Origin of the sequence: Nocardioides ganghwensis, assembly GCF_014779655.1 — a bacterium.
Taxonomy (GTDB): Bacteria; Actinomycetota; Actinomycetes; order Propionibacteriales; family Nocardioidaceae; genus Nocardioides; species Nocardioides ganghwensis.
The window spans coordinates 155,082-169,683 of the sequence record NZ_JACXYX010000009.1 but is presented as its reverse complement, the minus strand read 5'-3'; the positions used below and the strand labels follow the sequence as shown (position 1 = coordinate 169,683).

The following is a 14,602-nucleotide window of genomic DNA, read 5'->3' as shown; positions in this document are numbered from 1 at the left end:
CCGCCGTGGATAGGGGTCAGGCCTTCTTGGCGGTCTTCTTCGCAGCGGTCTTCTTGGCCGTCGTCTTCTTCGCGGTCGTCTTCTTCGCCGCCGCCTTCTTGGCCGGGGCCTTCTTCGCGCCCTTCTTGGCGGCCTTCTTGGCGGGGCCGCGCTCGCGGCGCTCGGCGAGGAGCTCGGCCGCGCGCTCGAGGGTGATCGACTCGACGGTGTCGTCCTTGCGGAGCGTGGCGTTGTACTCGCCGTCGGTGACGTACTCGCCGAAGCGGCCCGCCTTCACGATGACCGGCTGGCCGGAGACGGGGTCGTTGCCGAGCTCCTTGAGCGGCGGGGTGGCCGCGCCGCGGCCGCGCTGCTTGGGCTGGGCGTAGATCGCCTTGGCCTGGTCGAGGGTGATGTCGAAGATCTGGTCCTCGCTGGTGAGCGAGCGCGAGTCGGTGCCCTTCTTGAGGTAGGGACCGTAGCGACCGTTCTGCGCGGTGATCTCGGTGCCGTCCTCGTCGGTGCCGACGATGCGGGGCAGGTCGAGCAGCTTGACCGCCTGCTCGAGCGTGACCGTGTCGAGGGTCATCGACTTGAAGAGCGACCCGGTGCGCGGCTTGGCGCTCTTGGGCGCGTCCTCGGGGAGCACCTCGGTGACATACGGACCGAAGCGGCCGTTCTTGGCGACGATCTGCAGTCCGGTGTCGGGGTGGTTGCCGACGACCTGCTCCTCGCCGGCGGGGTTCGCCAGCAGCTCCTTGGCCTTGGCGACGGTGAGCTCGTCGGGCGGGAGGTCGTCGGGGACGTTGGCCCGCACGGGCGCGGCGTCGCCGCCGTCGGGGCCGGGGCCCTCGACGTAGGGGCCGTAGCGGCCGACCCGCAGGTCGATCCCGTCCCCGATCGGGAAGGTCGCCATCTCCTTGGCGTCGATCTCGCCGAGGTCGGTGACCAGCGTCTTGAGCCCGACGACGTCGCCGGAGCCGTAGTAGAACTCGCCGAGCTCGGTGGCGCGGTCCTTGCGACCGCCGGCGATCTCGTCGAGCACGTCCTCCATCGAGGCGGTGAACTCGTAGGACACCTGCCGCGGGAAGTGCTCCTCGAGCAGCCGGACCACCGAGAACGCCAGCCACGCCGGCACCAGCGCGGTGCCCTTCTTGTAGACGTAGCCGCGGTTGAGGATGGTGCCGATGATCGAGGCGTAGGTCGACGGGCGCCCGATCTCGCGCTCCTCGAGCTCCTTGATGAGCGTGGCCTCGGTGTAGCGCGACGGCGGCTTGGTCTCGTGGCCCTCGGGCGACAGCGAGGCGGCAGACACGGCCGCGCCCTGGGTGAGGTTGGGCAGGCGGGTCTCGGCGTCGTCGCGACGCTTGGACGCGTCGTCGATGTCCTCCACGTAGGCCTTGAGGAACCCGTGGAAGGTGATCGTGCGCCCGCTCGCGCTGAAGACCACGTCGCGGCCGTCCGCGGCGGCACCGCCGAGGCGGATCGTCACCGAGTTGCCGACCGCGTCCTTCATCTGGGAGGCGACGGTGCGCATCCAGATCAGCTCGTAGAGGCGGAACTGCTCGCCGGACAGGCCGGTCTGCGCAGGCGTGCGGAACGTGTCGCCGGCCGGTCGGATCGCCTCGTGCGCCTCCTGGGCGTTCTTGACCTTGGACGCGTAGGTGCGAGGCGAGTCGGGGAGGTACTCGGCGCCGTACAGCTCGCGCACCTGGTCGCGCGCGGCACCGACCGCGGCGTCCGAGAGCGTCGTGGAGTCCGTACGCATGTAGGTGATGAAGCCGTTCTCGTAGAGCCGCTGCGCGACCGACATCGTCACGCTCGCGCTCATGCCGAGCTTGCGGCTGGCCTCCTGCTGCAGCGTGGTGGTGCGGAAGGGGGCGTACGGGGAGCGGCGGTAGGGCTTGGACTCCACCGAGCGCACGTCGTACGTCGCCTCCGCCAGCCCGGACGCCAGCGCCTCGGCGTCGGCGCGGGACAGGTGGACCCGCTCGGCCTTGCCCTTCAGCTCGCCGGTGTTGTCGAAGTCGGAGCCGCGCGCCACGCGGACGTCGTCGATGGAGTGGAGCTTGGCGGGGAACATCCGCGGGTCGTGGCCGGTGCCGGCGTCGAAGGTGGCGTCGAGGTCCCAGTAGGAGGCGACGCGGAACTTCATCCGCTCGCGCTCGCGGTCGACGACCAGCCGGGTCGCCACCGACTGCACGCGGCCGGCGGACAGGCCGGACATGACCTTCTTCCACAGCACCGGCGAGACCTCGTAGCCGTAGAGGCGGTCGAGGATGCGGCGCGCCTCCTGGGCCTCGACGAGGTCGTCGTTGATCTGGCGCGGGTTCTCGACCGCGGCGAGGATGGCGGGCTTGGTGATCTCGTGGAAGACCATCCGGTGGACCGGCAGGCCCTTCGGCGGCTTGAGCTCGTCGAGGAGGTGCCAGGCGATCGCCTCGCCCTCGCGGTCCTCATCGGTGGCGAGGTAGAGGGCGTCGGCCTCCTTGACCAGCTTCTTGAGCTTGGCGATGTGGCTCTTCTTGTCGCGGGGCACGACGTAGTAGGGCTCGAAGCCGTTGTCGACGTCGACGGCCAGCCGACCCCAGGGCTTGTCCTTGATCTTGGCCGGGGTGTCCGCGGCGTTGTTGGGCAGGTCGCGGATGTGACCGATCGAGGACTCGACGACGTAGTCCGAGCCCAGGTAGCCGCCGATGGTGCGGGCCTTGGCCGGGGACTCGACGATGACGAGCTTTGCCACTTCTGTTTGCTCCCTCATGGTGTGCGCTGCGATGGTGCTCAGCGCCGCAACGGTAGCGCCACATCCCGATATCGCCACTCCGCGCCGTCCACAGCCTCCCCTCCCGACCGCCCCCGGCACGGATCGGGCCCCACGCCGCGAGGACGTGGGGCCCGAGCGCGTCAGGCGGCCGTACGGGTCAGAAGTCGAGACCCTCCAGGTAGCGGAAGCCCGTGTTGGCGGTCGCCGCCGGACGGAAGTCCGGGGTGTCGTTCTCGACGATGTACTCCTCGACCTGGTGCTTCTTGAAGATGGCCGGGAAGTCGACCACGCCGAGCCCCAGGTCCGCCATGTCGCCCGGCTGCTGGCCGTACAGCGCAGCGGCGTCGGCGCCGTGGCGGTCCTTCACGTGGTACTGCCGGACCTCCTGCGGAGCCGAGCGGATCACGTCGTCGGTGAAGGCGACCGGGTCCGCGACCCCGAGGTTCACACCGGCGGTGTAGGCCCAGTAGAGGTCGATCTCGAGGTGCACGAGCGTGGGGTCGAGCTCGGAGGTGAGCACGTCCCACGGGGTCGTGCCGTCCGCGAACGTGATCGTGAACTCGTGGGCGTGGTTGTGGTAGCCGTACCGCAGGCCACGGCTGCCGGCCACCTGCGCCTCGCTGTTCATCTGGTCCGCGAGGTCCTGCCACGCCGCCTTGTCGGGCGAGTTGAAGTAGGGCACGTTGATGAACTTCTGCCGGAAGGTGTTGGCGTCGTCGAGCTTCTTGTTCAGCGCGGCGGCGTCCCGGTTGCTGACGCCGTCGTGGCTGGAGGAGGCCCAGATGCCGCGGGCGTCGAGCTCGGCCTTCAGCTGGGCGGCGGTGTACTGGTACAGACCGGCACGCTCCACGCGCTCGTAGCCGAACTTCGCGAGCTGGTCGAGCATCAGCTTGATGCCGGCGTCGGAGGTCATCGCCGAGCGCAGCGTGTAGAGCTGGATGCTGATCCGGTCCGCCGGTCCGCCGGTACGCGGTGGCGCGGCCCCTTCCCGTGGCTGGGGTCGTCGCCGCGCCGGGGCTGCGCCGCGGTCGCGGGTCCGCCGACGCCCAGCACGGTGGCTCCCGCCGCGCCCGCCACGGCGCCGCGCAGCAGGCCGCGCCGGCTGGCGCCCTTCCTCTCGAGCGACTCGCGCAGGGCGGCGTCGCCGTCATATCCGAAACACATGTGCTGCCTACTTTCTCGGGGTTTCTCAGGGGGGTTTCCAGATGGTCTTCTCAGAGGGCTTTCTCAGAGGTGGTGCGCGTGTCAGCCGGCCGGCTCGAGGACGACCTCGGCGGACCCGCTCAGCGGCGGCTCGGAGCCGGCGTCGGTGTACTCGGCGACGAACACGGCGGCGAGGTCGTCGGTCGCCGGGTCGTGGCCCTCTGGCACGGTCGTGGTGAGCGAGCCCGTGCAGCCGAAGGCGGTGGACTGCGGGTGGCCGTGGGTGTCGTGGCCCAGCACGTAGGTCACGCTGACCCGGCTGCAGTCGACCTCCTGGTCGTCGGTCACGCGCACCTCGTACGTCACGGTGTCGCCGAAGCCGAACTCCTGGTCCGCCACCGGGGTGACGAGCTCGACGACCGGGGCCTGGTTGCCCACCACGATGTCGACGTCGGCCGAGGCGAGGCGTCCGCCGCGGTCGGTCACGGTGAGCGTGGCGCGGTAGGTGCCGTCCTCGGTGTAGGTGTGGGTCGCGTCGGCCCTGCGGCTGTCGACCTTGCCGTCACCGTCGAAGTCCCAGGCGTACGCGAGATCGGTGTCGCCGTCGGGGTCGGTCGTGCCGTCGCTGGAGAACTCCACCGTCAGCGGCGACCGGCCGGCCGTCGGCTCGGCCTTGATGGCCGGGACGGGGCTGCGGTTGCCGCCGGCTCCGACGAAGTCGATCCGGGAGAGCTGCGCGTCGGGGTTCTGGGCGAAGTAGCCGTCGCCGTACTCCAGCACGTAGAGCGCGCCGTCGGGGCCGAACTCCATGTCGATCGGGTTGTCGGTGACGACGTCGTCGACGACGTCCTCGATGGCCGCGACCTCGCCGTCGTCGAGGTGGAGGCCCTTGATGTAGTCACGGGTCCACTCGTAGAAGAGCGGGGTGTCGTCGTAGCGCTCCGGCCAGGCGACGGGGTTGCGACCGCGGGTGGCCTGGCGGTCGTACTGGTAGGCGGGGCCGGCCATCGGGCCGATGCCGCCGGTCTCGAGCTCGGGGAACTCCTCGGAGAGGCCGTAGGTGTACCAGACCTCCGGCTGCTCGACCGGGGGCAGCTCGCGCAGGCCGGTGTTGTGCACCGAGTCGTTGACCGGGGCGTCGCAGTCGAACGTCGAACCGCTGGCGCGGGTGGCGAAGTCGAAGTCGTTGTAGGGCAGCTCGGCAGTGGCGCAGTAGGGCCAGCCGTAGTTGCCGGGCTCGTCGACGACCGCCCACTTGCCGTGGCCGGCAGGCCCGCGGTCGGGGTTGGCGGAGCGGGCGTCGGGCGAGTAGTCGGCGACCCAGAGGTCGTCGGTGTCGGGGTCGATCTCGATGCGGAACGGGTTGCGCCAGCCCATCGAGTAGATCTCCGGCCGGGTCTTCGGGGTGCCGGGCTCGAACAGGTTGCCGTCGGGGATCGTGTAGCCGCCACCGGCCTTGGGCGTGATCCGCAGGATCTTGCCGCGCAGGTCGTCGGTGTTGGCCGACGTCCGCTGGGCGTCGAAGGCCGGGTTGCGGTCGGGACGCTCGTCGAGCGGCACGTAGCCGTCGGACTGGAACGGGTTGGTGTCGTCACCGGTGGAGAGGATCAGGTTGCCGTCGGAGTCGAAGACGATGTCGCCGCCCACGTGGCAGCAGATGCCGCGGTCGACGGGGACGTCGAGCACCTTCTGCTCGGAGCCGAGGTCGACCTGGCCGCCGGAGTAGCGGAACCGCGCGACCGTCAGGTGGCCCTCGAACCGCTCGAAGTCGGCCGCGGTCCCGGTCTCCGGGGCGTCACCCTCGTTGACCGAGGTCGTCGCCGGGTCGTCGACGGGGGTGTCGAGCGGCGGCGAGTAGTAGAGGTAGATCCACTGGTTCTTCTTGCCGTCGTAGCCCGGGTCGAGGGCGATGCTCTGCAGGCCCTCCTCGTCGTGGAGGTAGACCGGGATGCGCCCGGCGACGCTGTTGACGCCGGTCCTGGCGTCGTTGTGCCAGATGACGCCGGCGCGGGTGGTGTGCAGGACGTCGCCGTCCGGCAGGACCGCGAGGTCGACGGGCTCGCCGGGTCGGTCGTTGAGGGTGACCTTCTGGAACGACCCGGAGGGCGGGGGCGGAGGTGTGTCGTCGTGCCCGTCGTGGGCGGTGGCCGCGGTGGTGGCGGCGACGAGGGGCAGGCAGAGGGTGGCGCCGACGGCGGCCGTGAGCCCTGCGCGGAACGGGTGCAACATGTGGGGATCTCCTGTTCCCGAGTGGTGAGGAGGTGGCGGGAGCCGACAAGCAACGTAGGCACGTGACGGGGGTCACGTCAACGATCATGCGTCTTTTGCTCGCCTGTCGACACAAGTCCGCCGCGCACGACTCACCCCCAGCGGTGGACCACGCACCGCCGGGTCGCCCCGGGCTCGTTCCGGGCTCGTTCCGGGCTCGCTCCGGGCCCCGATCAGCCGAGCAGGAGGAAGCCCTCTCCCACCAGCTCGCGCACGACCGGGACGTACGCCTCGCGCAGGTCGACCTCGTCGCGCTGCAGCAGCGTGGCGAGGGCTCCGAGCAGCTGCCCCAGGGTGAGGTCGCCGTCGCTCGCGCCGACGAGCGCCGCCTCGACGGTGTCGGCCGTCCGCGCCCGCCGGAAGCCGCGCTGCTGGCGCAGCACGATCGCCTCGGGGTCCTCGGCACCGGGCCGCCCGACGGTCTCCTGCTGGACGTCCTCGCGGGCGCGCAGCGTCGTCGCGAGCAGCGCGTCGTCGTCCAGTCCGCGCAGACCGGTGGCCGCGCCGCCCCAGGCCCGGATCGCCGGGCCGATCGGCTGCTCGACGTCGTACGGCCACTCGAGGAGCTCGTGCCGGCCGGCCACCGCCCCGGAGCCGCCGCTGCGGACGTTGACCCAGCCGAACCCGATCCCCTCGATGCCCGTGTCCTCCAGCCACGACAGCCACGTGTCGTAGCGCTCGGCGTAGTCGGGGCCGCCGTGGTGGCCGCTGTCCTTGAGCCAGAGCTCGACGTACGCCGCGGGGTCGAGCACCTCGCGCTGGACGACCAGCGCGTCGCAGTCCTCCCGCAGCCACGAGCCGAGCCGCTCGTCCCACGGCCGGCCCTCGACGATCGCCCAGTTGGCCAGGACCTGCAGCCAGCCGCCCTCGGCGAGGTGGTCCGGGCCGGTGCGCACGATGTGCTCGACGACGCGGTCGCCGGGCAGCCCGGAGTCGCGGTAGACCAGCCGCTCCCCCGTCGCCGGCGAGATCACGAAGGGCGGGTTGGTGGCGATGAGGTCGAACCGCTCCCCCGCCACCGGCTCGAAGAACGACCCGTCGCGCACGTCGACGACGATGTCGTTGAGGGCGGCGTTGAGCCGGGTCATCCAGAGTGCGCGGGCGTTGACGTCGGTCGCCACGACCGTGTCGGAGTGGGTGGCGAGGTGCAGGGCCTGGACCCCGCACCCGGTGCCGAGGTCGAGCGCGCGCTCCACCGGCTCGCGCATCGTCAGCTGCGCGAGGCTGGTCGACGCGCTCGAGATGCCGAGGACGTGGTCGGGGCCGACCGCGACCGGCGCCCCGTCGAGGCCGGGCGTCAGGTCGGAGACCACCCAGAGGTCGCGCTCGATGCCGGCCTCGGAGGCGGCGTACGGCCGGCAGTCGGTCCGCGCGGCGACCTCGCCGACGCTCTGCTCGAGCAGCCCGGCGTTGCAGAGGCGGTCGACCAGGCCGGGCAGGGCCCGCTCGGCGTCGTCGCGCGGCACCGGCGCCTGGAGCAGGAAGAGCCGGACCAGCGTGTCGAGCGGATCGCCGGACCTCGTACGCCTCAGGGCGGGGAGGGTCTCGTTGCGCCCGAGTGCGCGGTGCGCGTCGTCGCCGATCGCCTCCGCGACCGCGTCGAAGGTGAAGTCGGCGGTGAGCAGGGCGTCGCGCAGCGGGCCGGTGAAGTCGAGGTCGGACGACATGGGCCCAGCCTCCCACCCGGGCCGACCGCGCCGTACGCCGACAACGTCATGGCGCCCGGTCGCCGGAGCGACCAGCCGCCATGACGTCTGGAACGGTGCTGCGGGTGGATCAGGTGCGGTCAGGCGTGGTGCGGGCTGAACGACGACGAGCCGGTGTTGTCGCCGTCGTCGGCGATGGCCACCTCGCGCCGCTTGGAGACCACGACCGCGCCCGTGATGATCGCGACCGCGACCAGCGCGATCACGATCCGCAGGACGTCGTTCTGGTCCTCGCCGACGCTCATGGAGACGATGGCGCTGGCGATGAGCAGCGAGACCAGGTTCATCACCTTGATGAGCGGGTTGATGGCCGGGCCGGCAGTGTCCTTGAACGGGTCGCCGACGGTGTCGCCGATGATCGTGGCGTCATGCGCGTCGGAGCCCTTGCCGCCGTGGTGTCCGTCCTCGACGAGCTTCTTGGCGTTGTCCCAGGCGCCACCCGCGTTGGCCAGGAAGACCGCCATCAGCGTGCCGGCGCCGATCGCACCGGCGAGGAAGCCGGCCAGCGCGGTGACACCGAGGCCGAAGCCGACGGCGACGGGTGCCAGGACGGCCAGGATGCCGGGCGTGACCAGCTCGCGCAGCGAGTCGCGGGTGACGATGTCGACGACCTTGCCGTACTCCGGGCGACCGGTGCCCTCCATGATCCCGGGGATCTCGCGGAACTGGCGGCGCACCTCGAAGACGACCGCGCCGGCAGCGCGGGCGACCGCGTTGATCGCGAGGCCGGAGAAGAGGAACACCACGGCCGCGCCGAGCAGCACGCCGACGAGGACCGCGGGGTTGAAGACCTCGAAGCTCAGCAGGCCCACCTCCTCGGCGGTGGGGCTGGCCTCGGCGAGGGCCTCCGCCACCGACGTGGCGTAGGAGCCGAACAGCGCGGTCGCGGCGAGCACCGCCGTCGCGATGGCGATGCCCTTGGTGATGGCCTTGGTGGTGTTGCCGACGGCGTCGAGCTCGGTGAGGATCTGCGCGCCCTCGGGGCTGACGTCGCCGGACATCTCGGCGATGCCCTGCGCGTTGTCGGAGACCGGGCCGAAGGTGTCCATCGCGACGATGACGCCGACGGTGGTCAGCAGGCCGCAGCCGGCCAGCGCGACGGCGAACAGCGACACCGTGAGGGTCGCGCCACCGAGGAGGTAGGCACCGAAGACGGCAGCGCCGATCACCAGCGTCGTGTAGACCGCCGACTCGAAGCCGACGCTCAGGCCGGAGAGGATGACGGTCGCGGGACCGGTGAGCGAGGTCTTGCCGACGTCCTTCACGGGGCGGTACTCGGTGCCGGTGTAGTAGCCGGTGAGGGCGAGGATGCCGGCCGCCATCACGATGCCGATGACCACCGCGGCGCTGGCGATGAAGCGCGGGTCGCCCTCGATGCCGGCGAAGCCCTCGCCGAACTCGGCGAAGTCGCCGGGCAGGTAGACGTAGGAGAGGATCACCGACGCCACGGCGCCGACGGCGGCCGAGATGTAGAACGCGCGGTTGATGGTGGTGAGGCCGTTCTCCTCGGGCCGCGGCTTGGTGATGTAGATGCCGAGGACGGCGGTCAGCGCACCGATGGCCGGGATGAGCAGCGGGAAGACGAGGCCCTTGTCGCCGAAGGCGGCCGCGCCGAGGATCAGCGCGGCGACCAGCGTGACGGCGTACGACTCGAACAGGTCGGCGGCCATGCCGGCGCAGTCGCCGACGTTGTCGCCCACGTTGTCCGCGATGGTCGCGGCGTTGCGCGGGTCGTCCTCGGGGATGCCCTGCTCGACCTTGCCGACGAGGTCGGCGCCGACGTCGGCGGCCTTGGTGAAGATGCCGCCGCCGACACGCATGAACATGGCGAGCAGGGCGGCACCGAAGCCGAAGCCCTCGAGCACGACCGGCGCCTCGTCCTTGAAGAGCAGGACGACGACGCTGGCGCCGAGCAGGCCCAGGCCGACGGTCGCCATGCCGACGAAGGCGCCCGTACGGAAGCCGATCGTCATGGCGGGGTCGCGGCCCTCGGACTCGGCCGCCGCGGCCACGCGCAGGTTGGCGCGCACCGCCAGGCTCATGCCGAGGTAGCCGATCGCGGCGGAGAAGCCCGCGCCGACGAGGAAGAAGATGGAGCGCCCGATGCGGACGGCCATGTCGTCGGCGGGCAGCGCGAACAGGACCACGAACGCCACCGCGGCGAAGACCGCGAGCGTGCGGAACTGCCGCTGCAGGTAGGCGTTGGCGCCCTCCTGGACGGCCTGGGCGATGGTCTTCATGTTGTCGGTGCCCTCACCCGCGGACAGCACCTGCGACCTGAACATCGCGGCCATCCCGAGCGCGCCGAGCGCGATCAGGGCGACGACGACGACCAGGACGAGGTTGCCACCTTCGAGCTCCGGCTGCGCAACGACAGCGGGCAAGATCCCCGTCATGCGTGTCCTCCTCGGACTTGAGCTAAGCACTGGAAATGATCCGTGAACGCGCCGGAGTCTACGCAGACGTGACCCAGATCACGGGGCAGGGTGACCCACACCACACCGGCTATCTGGTCCGGTCCCGGATTCGATCGTGACAAAACCCCTCCGGACACGTCCGGAGGGGTGATCGGTGGGCCGCGAGCGGGCCCGCGACGGCGCCGGCTGGGTCAGGCGCCGGGGGTCATGCCCACGGTGTCGTGGATGGTGAACACCTTGGCCAGGCCGGTGATGCGGAAGATCTTGAGCAGGCGCTCCTGGGTGCACACGAGGTCGAGCGAGCCGTCGTGGGCGCGCACCTTCTTGAGCCCGCCGACCAGCACGCCGAGGCCGGTGGAGTCGAGGAACTCGACCGCCTCGAGGTCGATCACGATGTCGTAGGTGCCGGCGCTGACCAGGTCGGTGATGCAGTCGCGCAGCTTGGGCGCGGTGTAGACGTCGATCTCCCCGCCGACGGCCACGACGGCACGACCGTCCACCTCGCGTGTCGCAAGGGTGAGATCCACGACTGCTCCCCGGTCCCCGAACTCGTTCGGACAGTGCGTCTGCGGGCACACCGGTGCCCTTGGTCCATTCGGGTGGTATCAAACCACGAGTCACAAGTGTTGCGCAGGAGTCCTCTCCACATCCCGACCCGATGCCCGGTGGCGGGCCCCGCGGGCGCCCCCTCCGCCGACGTCTCCGGCCTTTGCCAGGCCGACGTCTCCGGCCTTTGCCAGACTGCGCCCGGTGAGCCCCTCCCGTCCCGGCGCCGCGCCTGCGGTGGACGCCCTGGTCCGTCGCCTCGTCGGCGTGCCCGGGCGCGAGGACCGGCTGCGGCACCTGGAGGTGCTGCCCGCCCGGGAGGCCGTCCACGAGGACTGGCCCGGCTGGGTGCCCGACGACGTCCGCGGGGCGTACGCCGCCCAAGGCGTGGCGCGTCCGTGGCGGCACCAGGTGGTCGCCGCCGACGCGGCCCACGCGGGCGACCACGTGATCGTGGCGACCGGCACGGCGTCGGGGAAGTCGCTGGCCTACCAGCTGCCGGCGCTGTCGGCGATCCGGGCGGCCCGCGGGCCACGGGGTGAGCGCGGCGCGTCGGTGCTCTACCTCGCACCGACGAAGGCGCTCGCCCACGACCAGCTCGCCGGGCTCGAGTCGCTCGGGCTCGACGTGCGCCTCGCCGCGCACGACGGCGACTCCTCGCGCGAGGAGCGGGACTGGACGCGCGACTTCGGGGAGTACGTCCTGACCAACCCCGACATGCTCCACCGCTCGCTGCTGCCGTCGCACCACCGGTGGGCGCGGCTGCTCGGCTCGGTGCAGTACGTCGTGGTCGACGAGTGCCACCACTACCGCGGTGTCTTCGGGGCGCACGTCTCCCACGTGCTGCGCCGGCTGCGGCGGGTCTGTGCGATGTACGGCGCGCACCCGACCTTCGTGCTCGCCTCGGCGACCGTCGCCGAGCCCGAGGTCACTGCCGCCCGGCTCACCGGGCTCGACGTGGTCGCGCTGACCCGCGACGACTCGCCGCGCGGGGAGGTCTCGCTGCTGCTCTGGGAGCCGCCGTTCACCTCGCACGCAGGGGAGAACGGCGCGCCCGTGCGTCGGGCCGCGTCGTCGGAGGTCGCCGACCTGCTGGCCGACCTGGTGGCCGAGGACGTACGCACGCTCGCCTTCGTCCGGTCGCGCCGCGGGGCCGAGCAGGTGGCCCTGACCGCCGCCGACCTGCTCGCCGAGGTCGACCCGTCGCTGCCCGGGCGGATCGCGGCCTATCGCGGGGGCTACCTGCCGGAGGAGCGACGCGCGCTCGAGGCGGCGCTGCGGCGCGGGGACCTCATCGGGCTGGCGGCCACCAACGCGCTCGAGCTCGGCATCGACATCAGCGGCCTCGACGCGGTCCTCGTCGCCGGGTTCCCCGGGACCCGCGCGGCCTTCTGGCAGCAGGTCGGGCGCGCCGGGCGGGGGGCGCAGGACGCACTCGGGATCCTCGTCGCCAAGGACGACCCGCTCGACACCTACCTGGTGACGCACCCCGAGATGCTCATCGGCGCTCCCGTGGAGGCCTCCGTCTTCGACCCGTCGAACCCCCACGTCATGGGACCGCACCTGTGCGCCGCCGCGCAGGAGCAGCCGCTCACCGAGGCCGACCTGCCGCTCTTCGGGCCGACCGCCCGCGAGGTCGTGGACGAGCTGACCTCGCTCGGGCTGCTGCGCCGGCGACCCCGCGGGTGGTTCTGGACGGACCGGTCGCGCGCCGCCGACCTCGCCGACATCCGCTCGGCCGGCGGATCGCCCGTGCAGCTCATCGAGGCCGACACCGGTCGCGTGGTCGGCACCGTCGACGCCGGCGGCGCCCACAACCAGGCCCACCCGGGTGCGGTGTACGTCCACCAGGGCGAGACCTGGCTCGTCGAGGACCTCGACCTCGAGCACCACGTCGCGGTCATGCGCCGCGACGAGCCGGCGTACAGCACCACCGCACGGGAGGTCACCGACATCAGCATCGTCGCCACCCGTGAGCGGCAGTCGTGGGCCGGCTGCGAGCTGGCGCTCGGCGAGGTGGACGTGTCGCACCAGGTGGTCTCCTTCCTCAAGCGGCGCCAGCCCGGCGGCGAGGTGCTGTCGGAGGACCCGCTCGACCTGCCCGAGCGGACGCTGCGGACCACGGCGGTGTGGTGGACCGTGCCGGACGACGTGGTCGCCGAGGCGGGACTGGCCGCGCTCGACGTCCCGGGCGCCGCCCACGCCGCCGAGCACTGCTCCATCGGCCTGCTCCCCCTCTTCGCGACCTGCGACCGGTGGGACATCGGCGGCGTCTCGACCGCACGGCACGCCGACACGGGAGTGCTGACCGTCTTCGTGTACGACGGCCACCCGGGCGGGGCCGGCTTCTCCGAGCGTGGGTTCCGCACGGCCGCCACCTGGCTGTCGGCCACCCGCGAGGCCATCGCGAGCTGCGAGTGTGCCAGCGGATGCCCGTCGTGCATCCAGTCGCCCAAGTGCGGCAACCAGAACAACCCCCTCGACAAGGCCGGCGCCATCTCTTTGCTCGATGCCCTCCTCGCGGGTGCACCCCGCGACCACGGATAGGGCTAGATTCGGGACCATGGTGATCCTCGGTCTTGGCCTCATGATCCTCGGCGCGATCGCCGTGCTGTCCGCGCTGTTCGTCAGCGAGCCCGGCACCGGCGGGGAGCTCCTCGGCTTCGAGGTCACGACGTTCGAGTCCTTCCTCGTGGGTGTCGCCGCGGGCGCCGCGATCCTGTGGGGCTTCGCGCTCCTCAAGTGGGGCACCCGGCGCACCCTGGCGCACCGCAAGGAGCGCAAGGAGCTGACCAAGCTCAACGAGAAGCTCGAGCGGGTCGAGGCCGAGCGCCGCGAGGACGACCCCGAGCGGCGCGACCCGGCCTGACCCACCCCGGCCCGACGCTCACCCGGGCCCGGCACGCGCCTCGGCCGTCACCCGGACCTGCGACCACCTCGACGCCCACGGGAGCTCGGGACCGGGCACCGACACCGCGACACTGACCTCCTCACCGTCGAGCCGGCACCGGTCGAGGGCGGCGTCGTTGGCCGCGGCGACGCGACCCGCCTCCACGCAGGAGTCGCCCGTGGCTGCCGCACCGGCGAGCGCCGAGAGGTCGGCGGCCGCCTGGGCGCGACGCTGGGCCACGACCAGCCCGCCGGCCGCGCCGAGGCCGACCATCACGAACATCAGCACCCCGGCCATCGCCACCACCACGACGGTCGCCCCACCCACGTCGTCGCGCCGGCTCACGACTCCTCCACCACAGCGACCGACTCGGACGAGACCGTGACGCCCGGCAGCGACCCCAGCAGGCCGCCCGGGCCCGAGACCCGCGCGGAGGTGGTCACCACGACCTCCGCGTCGCCGACGTGGATGCTGACCTCGGCCGACTCGGGAGCGATCCGCAGGGCCACCGCCTCCGCCGCGGCGACGTCGTCGCCCCGGGCCACGATCCGGGCCGCCTCCCGGGAGGCGTCGACGACCCGGACCTGGGCCGCGCCGACCGCCAGCACCCACACGAGGCCGGCGGTCAGTGCGACCAGCAGCGGGATGCCCAGTGCGAGCTCGGCGGTCGCCGCACCCCGCTCCTGCCGGGCACGCGTGACCATCAGCCGATGCCGAGCAGACCCATGACGTGCTTGAACAGCCGCTCCAGCAGCTGGTCGCCGAACGCCCCGGTGAGCAGCGTGTAGAGGAGGCCGGCGAAGCCAGCCCCCGCTGCGGTGCCCACGGCGTACTCCGCGGTGGTGATGCCGGACTCCGACCTGTGGTGACGCTGGACCTTCATCGATTC

Annotated in this window: 11 protein-coding genes; 2 read left to right on the top strand and 9 right to left on the bottom strand. The window is 71.9% G+C overall.

Annotated features, from left to right (window positions below):
* Positions 1 to 16: 16 nt before the first annotated feature.
* From topA to IEZ24_RS12755, 6 genes are all read right to left on the bottom strand, one after another.
* Entirely contained in the window at positions 17 to 2,740 is a 2,724-nt protein-coding gene (gene topA, locus IEZ24_RS12780; RefSeq protein ID WP_129454230.1) for a type I DNA topoisomerase, read from the bottom strand.
* A 160-nt stretch (positions 2,741 to 2,900) separates the two neighbouring features.
* On the bottom strand, positions 2,901 to 3,656 hold the full coding sequence (locus tag IEZ24_RS12775; protein WP_207206739.1) for a sugar phosphate isomerase/epimerase family protein: 756 nt from the start codon (positions 3,654 to 3,656) through the stop codon (positions 2,901 to 2,903).
* A gap of 332 nt (positions 3,657 to 3,988) precedes the next feature.
* Entirely contained in the window at positions 3,989 to 6,115 is a 2,127-nt protein-coding gene (locus IEZ24_RS12770) for a PQQ-dependent sugar dehydrogenase (RefSeq protein ID WP_129454229.1), read from the bottom strand.
* Between the two features lie 212 nt (positions 6,116 to 6,327).
* Positions 6,328 to 7,821: a DUF7059 domain-containing protein gene (locus tag IEZ24_RS12765; RefSeq protein ID WP_129454228.1), complete on the bottom strand. Its 1,494-nt coding sequence runs from the start codon at positions 7,819 to 7,821 to the stop codon at positions 6,328 to 6,330.
* Positions 7,822 to 7,940: 119 nt separating this feature from the next.
* Positions 7,941 to 10,256 carry a sodium-translocating pyrophosphatase gene (locus IEZ24_RS12760; protein ID WP_129454227.1) on the bottom strand — a complete coding sequence of 772 codons (2,316 nt, stop codon included), beginning with the start codon at positions 10,254 to 10,256 and terminating at the stop codon, positions 7,941 to 7,943.
* A 212-nt stretch (positions 10,257 to 10,468) separates the two neighbouring features.
* Complete coding sequence (locus IEZ24_RS12755; protein ID WP_129454226.1) at positions 10,469 to 10,804, bottom strand: anti-sigma factor antagonist; 336 nt, start codon at positions 10,802 to 10,804, stop codon at positions 10,469 to 10,471.
* Between the two features lie 223 nt (positions 10,805 to 11,027).
* Between IEZ24_RS12755 and IEZ24_RS12750 the strand changes: the two genes are divergently transcribed.
* The gene (locus IEZ24_RS12750) at positions 11,028 to 13,370 is read left to right on the top strand and encodes a DEAD/DEAH box helicase (protein ID WP_242498418.1); all 2,343 of its coding nucleotides are present in this window, start codon (positions 11,028 to 11,030) and stop codon (positions 13,368 to 13,370) included.
* A gap of 16 nt (positions 13,371 to 13,386) precedes the next feature.
* A complete protein-coding gene (locus IEZ24_RS12745) occupies positions 13,387 to 13,692 on the top strand; it encodes a hypothetical protein (protein WP_129454225.1) in 306 nt (101 codons plus the stop codon).
* Between the two features lie 18 nt (positions 13,693 to 13,710).
* Here IEZ24_RS12745 and IEZ24_RS12740 read toward each other — a convergent pair whose 3' ends face one another.
* The 3 genes from IEZ24_RS12740 to IEZ24_RS12730 are packed head-to-tail and all read right to left on the bottom strand — an operon-like array spanning position 13,711 to position 14,596.
* Positions 13,711 to 14,058 (bottom strand): Rv3654c family TadE-like protein, encoded by a 348-nt coding sequence (locus IEZ24_RS12740; RefSeq protein WP_191192856.1) that lies wholly within the window; start codon positions 14,056 to 14,058, stop codon positions 13,711 to 13,713.
* Positions 14,055 to 14,417 carry a TadE family protein gene (locus IEZ24_RS12735; RefSeq protein WP_129454224.1) on the bottom strand — a complete coding sequence of 121 codons (363 nt, stop codon included), beginning with the start codon at positions 14,415 to 14,417 and terminating at the stop codon, positions 14,055 to 14,057. Before IEZ24_RS12735 ends, IEZ24_RS12740 begins: the two co-directional genes overlap by 4 nt.
* A complete protein-coding gene (locus IEZ24_RS12730; protein WP_129454223.1) occupies positions 14,417 to 14,596 on the bottom strand; it encodes a DUF4244 domain-containing protein in 180 nt (59 codons plus the stop codon). The genes IEZ24_RS12735 and IEZ24_RS12730 overlap by 1 nt, the downstream gene beginning before the upstream one ends.
* Between the last annotated feature and the right edge of the window lie 6 nt (positions 14,597 to 14,602).

What these genes read in the sequence shown, in the direction of transcription:
- topA (WP_129454230.1), bottom strand. Translation starts at nt 2,740, where the DNA reads ATGAGGGAGCAAACAGAAGTGGCAAAGCTCGTCATCGTCGAGTCCCCG.
- IEZ24_RS12775 (WP_207206739.1), bottom strand. Translation starts at nt 3,656, where the DNA reads ATGACCTCCGACGCCGGCATCAAGCTGATGCTCGACCAGCTCGCGAAG.
- IEZ24_RS12770 (WP_129454229.1), bottom strand. Translation starts at nt 6,115, where the DNA reads ATGTTGCACCCGTTCCGCGCAGGGCTCACGGCCGCCGTCGGCGCCACC.
- IEZ24_RS12765 (WP_129454228.1), bottom strand. Translation starts at nt 7,821, where the DNA reads ATGTCGTCCGACCTCGACTTCACCGGCCCGCTGCGCGACGCCCTGCTC.
- IEZ24_RS12760 (WP_129454227.1), bottom strand. Translation starts at nt 10,256, where the DNA reads ATGACGGGGATCTTGCCCGCTGTCGTTGCGCAGCCGGAGCTCGAAGGT.
- IEZ24_RS12745 (WP_129454225.1), top strand. Translation starts at nt 13,387, where the DNA reads ATGGTGATCCTCGGTCTTGGCCTCATGATCCTCGGCGCGATCGCCGTG.
- IEZ24_RS12735 (WP_129454224.1), bottom strand. Translation starts at nt 14,417, where the DNA reads ATGGTCACGCGTGCCCGGCAGGAGCGGGGTGCGGCGACCGCCGAGCTC.
- IEZ24_RS12730 (WP_129454223.1), bottom strand. Translation starts at nt 14,596, where the DNA reads ATGAAGGTCCAGCGTCACCACAGGTCGGAGTCCGGCATCACCACCGCG.